The organism is Kitasatospora sp. NPDC057500, assembly GCF_042802195.1.
GTDB lineage: Bacteria > Actinomycetota > Actinomycetes > Streptomycetales > Streptomycetaceae > Kitasatospora.
Map to the genome: position 1 here is coordinate 1 of NZ_JBHVER010000317.1, position 5,908 is coordinate 5,908.

At 73.7% G+C, this 5,908-nt stretch carries 5 protein-coding genes; all 5 read right to left on the reverse strand.

What is annotated here, in order from left to right:
* Nucleotides 1–61: 61 nt before the first annotated feature.
* On the reverse strand, nt 62–1,042 hold the full coding sequence (whiA, locus tag ACFU74_RS35405; protein ID WP_209411690.1) for a DNA-binding protein WhiA: 981 nt from the start codon (nt 1,040–1,042) through the stop codon (nt 62–64).
* Entirely contained in the window at nt 1,033–2,181 is a 1,149-nt protein-coding gene (gene yvcK / locus ACFU74_RS35410; RefSeq protein ID WP_380764247.1) for a uridine diphosphate-N-acetylglucosamine-binding protein YvcK, read from the reverse strand. The genes whiA and yvcK overlap by 10 nt, the downstream gene beginning before the upstream one ends.
* Nucleotides 2,182–2,244: 63 nt before the next feature.
* The gene (rapZ, locus tag ACFU74_RS35415; RefSeq protein ID WP_344324851.1) at nt 2,245–3,156 is read right to left on the reverse strand and encodes an RNase adapter RapZ; all 912 of its coding nucleotides are present in this window, start codon (nt 3,154–3,156) and stop codon (nt 2,245–2,247) included.
* Between the two features lie 118 nt (nt 3,157–3,274).
* Nucleotides 3,275–5,326 carry an excinuclease ABC subunit UvrC gene (gene uvrC / locus ACFU74_RS35420; RefSeq protein WP_380764248.1) on the reverse strand — a complete coding sequence of 684 codons (2,052 nt, stop codon included), beginning with the start codon at nt 5,324–5,326 and terminating at the stop codon, nt 3,275–3,277.
* Nucleotides 5,327–5,377: 51 nt separating this feature from the next.
* Nucleotides 5,378–5,815 carry a Rieske (2Fe-2S) protein gene (locus ACFU74_RS35425; protein WP_380764249.1) on the reverse strand — a complete coding sequence of 146 codons (438 nt, stop codon included), beginning with the start codon at nt 5,813–5,815 and terminating at the stop codon, nt 5,378–5,380.
* Between the last annotated feature and the right edge of the window lie 93 nt (nt 5,816–5,908).

Consider the following 5,908-nt stretch of genomic DNA (forward strand, 5'->3'; position numbering starts at 1 on the left):
TCCGCCGGTGCCCGCGGGAGGCGGGCACCGGCGGAGGGAACGGCACCGGGAGCGGCCGTCGTCAGTTGAGCGCCATCTCGTCGGTCAGGTTGGCCTCGGTGCTCGGCAGGCCGAGCTCGGAGGCGCGCTTGTCGGCCATCGCCAGCAGCCGGCGGATCCGCCCGGCCACCGCGTCCTTGGTCAGCGGCGGGTCGGCGAGCGCGCCCAGTTCCTCCAGCGAGGCCTGCTTGTGCTGCATCCGCAGCTGGCCGGCGGCGGCCAGGTGCTCGGGCACCTCGTCGCCGAGGATCTCCAGCGCGCGCTGCACCCGGGCGCCGGCCGCCACCGCGGCCCGGGCCGAGCGGCGCAGGTTGGCGTCGTCGAAGTTGGCCAGCCGGTTGGCGGTGGCCCGCACCTCGCGGCGCATCCGGCGCTCCTCCCAGGCCAGCACCGACTCGTGCGCGCCGAGCCGGGTGAGCAGCGCGCCGATCGCGTCGCCGTCGCGGATCACCACCCGGTCGACCCCGCGCACCTCGCGGGCCTTGGCCGGGATGCCGAGCCGGCGGGCGGCGCCGACCAGGGCGAGGGCCGCCTCCGAGCCGGGGCAGGTGATCTCCAGCGAGGAGGAGCGGCCGGGCTCGGTGAGCGAGCCGTGCGCCAGGAACGCCCCGCGCCAGGCCGCCTCGGCGTCACAGGTCGCGCCGGAGACCACGGCCGGGGGCAGGCCGCGGATCGGACGGCCGCGGCCGTCCACGAGGCCGGTCTGGCGCGCGAGCAGCTCGCCGTCCTTGACCACCCGGACCACGTACCGGCTGCCGCGCCGCAGGCCGCCGGGGGCCATCACGACCAGGTCCGAGGAGTGTCCGAAGATCTCCAGCAGATCCTTGCGCAGACGCCGCGCGGCGGCTCCGGTGTCGAGCTCCGCCTCGATCACGATCCGGCCGCTCACGATGTGCAGCCCGCCCGCGAACCGCAGGATCGCCGACACCTCCGCCTTGCGGCAGCAGGCCCGGGTGACCGGGAGCCGGCTGATCTCGTCCTTCACCGCTGGAGTCATCGCCATGGCCCGATCCTTCCATGTGTCCGGAAAATCCGGTCGTACGCCGCCGCCAAGAGCTCAGGGTCGTGTCGCGGCGTGCCGTCGGTACGGGCGACCCGGCCGAGCACCAGGGCTGCGCCCATCCGCTCGGCGGCCTTTTCCAGTCCGGCCAGGTCAGCCTGGCCGAAGGCGCCGCCGGTGACGGCGCGCTCGTCCACCAGGATCGCATCCACCGCGAGGTCGGGTGCGTGGTCGGCGATGACCTCCAGGTGACGCTGCGGGGTGAAGCCCTCGGTCTCGCCGGGCTGCGGGGCCAGGTTCAGGGTGAGCAGCCGGCGGGCGCGGGTCTCCACCAGGGCCTTGGCCAGCTCGGGCACCAGCAGGTGCGGCAGCACGCTGGTGAACCAGGAGCCGGGGCCGAGCACCACCCAGTCCGCCTCCCGGACGGCGGTGACCGCCTCCGGCACGGCGGGCGGCTCGTCCGGCAGCAGCCGGACGGACTGCACGGTGCCGGAGGTGACCGCCACGTTGGCCTGGCCGCGGACGGCGGCCAGCTCGGCCGGGAAGGCCGGGTCGTGGCCGCGCACCACCGCCTCGATGTCCAGCGGCACCGCCGACATCGGCAGCACCCGGCCCTGCACGTTGAGCAGCCGGCCGACCCAGTCCAGCGCGGTGACCGGGTCGCCGAGCTTCTCCCAGAGCGCCACGATCAGCAGGTTGCCGACGGCGTGGCCGCCCAGCTCGCCGGTGCCGGTGAAGCGCTGCTGGATCACCTCGGACCAGGTCCGGCCCCAGTCGTCGTCGCCGCAGAGCGCGGCGAGCGCCTTGCGCAGGTCGCCGGGGGGCAGCACCCCGAGCTCCTCGCGGAGCCGGCCGCTGGAGCCGCCGTCGTCGGCGACGGTGACCACGGCGGTGAGGTCGGAGGTGAGCCGGCGCAGCGCGGACAGCGAGGCGGACAGGCCCTGGCCGCCGCCGAGCGCGGTGATCCGCGGGGCCTGGTTGCTCCGGGCCGCCTGGCTGGTCCGGGGGGCCGGGTGGGGACGGGAGGGGCCGGTGCGGGCCGCCCCGGAGCGGGGCCGGCCGGTCCCGGTGGACCGGGCCGGGGCCCCACTCCGGTCGGCGGTCCTGTTCTGGAACTGCCGCCCGGGCACGTATCCCGTCACACCTACCTCGCGTTCCTGTCGCCCGCCGCCGGCCTCCGCCGGCGGCCCGGCAGGGCGCGGCGGCTACTCCCGTCCCATGTCACGGTGGACGAGCACCGTTTCCACTCCGTCGGCGATGAGACGCTTCGTCAGGCGCTCGGACATCGCGACACTGCGGTGCTTGCCACCGGTGCAGCCTACGGCAAGGGTCATGTAACGCTTCCCCTCGCGGCGATAGCCCTCGGTGACGATGCGCAGCAGCTCGGCGTAGCCGTTGAGGAACTCGTTGGCGCCGGGCTGCTGGAACACGTAGTCGGCGACGTCCGCGTCGGTGCCGGTACGGGCCCGCAGTTCGGGCACCCAGTGCGGGTTGGGCAGGAAGCGGCAGTCCACCACGAGGTCGGCGTCGACCGGCAGGCCGTACTTGAATCCGAAGGACATCACGGTGGCCCGCAGCTCGGGCTCGTCGTGGTCGGCGAACTGGGCGTCGAGCTTGGCGCGCAGCTGGTGGACGTTGAGGTTGGAGGTGTCGATCACCAGGTCGGCCTCGCCGCGCAGCTCGCGCAGCAGGTCCCGCTCCTGGGCGATGCCGTCGACGATCCGGCCGTCGGCCTGGAGCGGGTGCGGGCGGCGCACGCTCTCGAAGCGGCGCACCAGCGCCTCGTCGGAGGAGTCCAGGAAGACGACGCGCAGCCGCACGCCGCGCTTCTCCAGCTCGTCCAGCGAGGTCAGCAGGTCATCGAAGAACTGCCGGCCGCGGACGTCCACCACGGCGCCGATCCGGGCGACGTTGCCCTGCGAGCGGGCGCCGAGGTCGACCATGGTGGGGATCAGGGCCGGCGGCAGGTTGTCCACCACGAACCAGCCCAGGTCCTCCAGGCACTTGGCGGCGGTGGAGCGGCCCGCTCCGGACATGCCGGAGATGATCACCAGCTCCGGGGTGTTCTCGCCGCCGGCCTCGGGCCTGGCGGTCCCCCCGTAATCGGACACGGTCACTTCGGTTCCCCGCTCTCGGTGGTTCTGCTGTGGAGAACGCGCGTCACGCGGGCATGCTTCCCCGTGCCACTCGGACGAGTGGCACGGGGGCACGCCGGCTGACGGGCGGCGTCGGCCGTCATTGCGTCTCCTGGATGGGTGCGGTCTCGGGCTCGGGCGCCGCGGGCGCCGGCTCGTCGGCGCCGTCCTCGATGATCTCGCCCGTGGCGGTGTTCACGGCGGGTGCGGCAGGTGTACGGGACGACAACGCCGCCGCAACGGTCTCCGCCGTCCGCCGGCCGATGCCGGGGACGGCGCAGAGTTCGTCGACGGTGGCCGCCCGGAGCTTCTTCAGCGAGCCGAAGTGCTTGAGCAGCGCCTGACGGCGAGTCTCGCCGAGCCCGGGGACGGAGTCCAGTTCTCCGGCGGTGAGTCGCTTGGAACGCTTGCCCCGCTGGTAGGTGATGGCGAAGCGGTGGGCCTCGTCGCGGACCCGCTGGAGCAGGTAGAGGCCCTCGCTGCTGCGCGGGAGCACGACCGGGTCGTCCTCGCCGGGCAGCCAGACCTCCTCCAGGCGCTTGGCCAGGCCGCACAGGGCGACGTCGTCGATGCCCAGTTCGTCCAGGGCCCGCCGGGCGGCGGCGACCTGGGGCTGTCCGCCGTCGACGACGAGCAGCTGGGGCGGGTAGGCGAAGCGCTTGGGGCGGCCGTCCTCGCCGAGCCGGCCGTCCGCCTCCGGACCGTCGGCCTCGGCGCCCTCCGGCTCCTCGGGGACGGCCCACTCGCCGGTCTGCTCGCGCTCCTGGAGGTAGCGGCGGAAGCGGCGGCTGATCACCTCGTGCATCGAGCGGACGTCGTCCTGGCCCTCGAAGCCCTTGATCTGGAAGCGGCGGTACTCGCTCTTGCGGGCCAGGCCGTCCTCGAAGACGACCATGGAGGCGACCACGTCCTCGCCCTGGAGGTGGGAGATGTCGAAGCACTCGATGCGCAGCGGGACGCTGTCGAGTTCGAGCGCGTCGGCGATCTCCTGGAGGGCGCGGCTGCGGGTGGTGAGGTCGGAGGCGCGCTTGGTCTTGTGCAGGGCGAGCGCCTGTTGGGCGTTGCGCTGCACGGTGGCCATCAGGTCCTTCTTGTCGCCGCGCTGCGGGATGCGCAGGTCGACCTGGGCGCCGCGCAGTCCGCTCAGCCAGTCGCGGACCGGCTCGACGGGCTCGGGCAGGGCGGGGACCAGCACCTCGCGGGGGACGGACTCGCTGCCGCCGCCGTAGAGCTGCTGGAGGGCGTGCTCGACCAGCCCGGCGGTGTCGACGTCCTCGACCTTGTCGGTGACCCAGCCGCGCTGGCCGCGGACCCGGCCGCCGCGGACGTGGAAGATCTGGACGGCGGCCTCCAGTTCGTCCTCGGCGACGGCGAGCAGGTCGGCGTCGGTGGCGTCGGCGAGGACGATGGCGTTCTTCTCCATGGCCCGCTTGAGCGCGCCGATGTCGTCGCGCAGCCGGGCCGCCTTCTCGTACTCCAGGTCGGCGGCGGCCTCCTGCATCTCGGTCTCCAGCCGGCGCAGGTAGTTGCCGGTGCGGCCGGCCATGAAGTCGCAGAAGTCCTCGGCGAGGGCGCGGTGCTCCTCGGCCGAGACCCGGCCGACGCAGGGCGCGGCGCACTTGCCGATGTAGCCGAGCAGGCAGGGGCGGCCGACCTGGCGGGCGCGCTTGAAGACGCCGTTGGAGCAGGTGCGGACGGGGAAGACGCGCAGCAGCAGGTCGACGGTCTCGCGGATCGCCCAGGCGTGGCCGTAGGGGCCGAAGTAGCGCACGCCCTTCTTGTGGGCGCCGCGCATCACCTGGACCCGCGGGTACTCCTCGTTGAGGGTGACGGCGAGTTCCGGATAGCTCTTGTCGTCGCGGTACTTGACGTTGAACCGGGGGTCGAACTCCTTGATCCAGGAGTACTCCAGCTGGAGCGCCTCGACCTCGGTGGCGACGACGGTCCACTCCACCGAGGCGGCGGTGGTGACCATGGTCGCGGTGCGCGGGTGCAGCCCGGCGAGGTCCTGGAAGTAGGAGGAGAGCCGGGGGCGCAGGCTCTTGGCCTTGCCGACGTAGATGACCCGCCCGTGGGCGTCTCGGAACTTGTAGACACCGGGCGAGGCGGGGATCGCACCCGGCGCCGGGCGGTAGGTGGACGGGTCAGCCATGGGTCCACCGTACCGACTCGGGCCGGGGGCGCGTGCGGGAGATCAACTGCTTCAGCGCGGGGTCACCTTGAGGTTGCCGTCCTCGACCGCGACCGTGTACTCGGGCAGCGGGGACTTGGCCGGGCCGTCCAGCACGGCGCCGTCGGTGATGCCGAACAGGCTGCTGTGACAGGGGCACTGGATCTGCTGGTTCTTGACCTGGTCGACGATGCAGCCGGCGTGGGTGCACTTGGCGCTGAACGCCTTGAACTGGCCCTCGGCGGGCTGGGTGACGACGATCTTCTTCTCGCGGTAGACGGTGCCGCCGCCGACCGGGACGGCGGAGGCGGGACCGACGTCGACCGGGGTCCTGGCGGCGGATCCGGAGTCGCTGGAGGAGGACGAGGAGCAGCCGGAGACGGCGACGGCACCGCCGGCGGCGAGGACGGCCGCGGCTCCGCAGAGCAGGGTGCGGCGGGTGGGGGCGGGGCTGTCGGGGGCCTCGGACATGGCGTTCGCTCCTGGTCTCGCGGGGGCTCGCTGCTGCGGGCCGCCGGGAAGTCTATGCGGCCTGACGGCGACCGCCCCCGGTGAGTCCGGGGG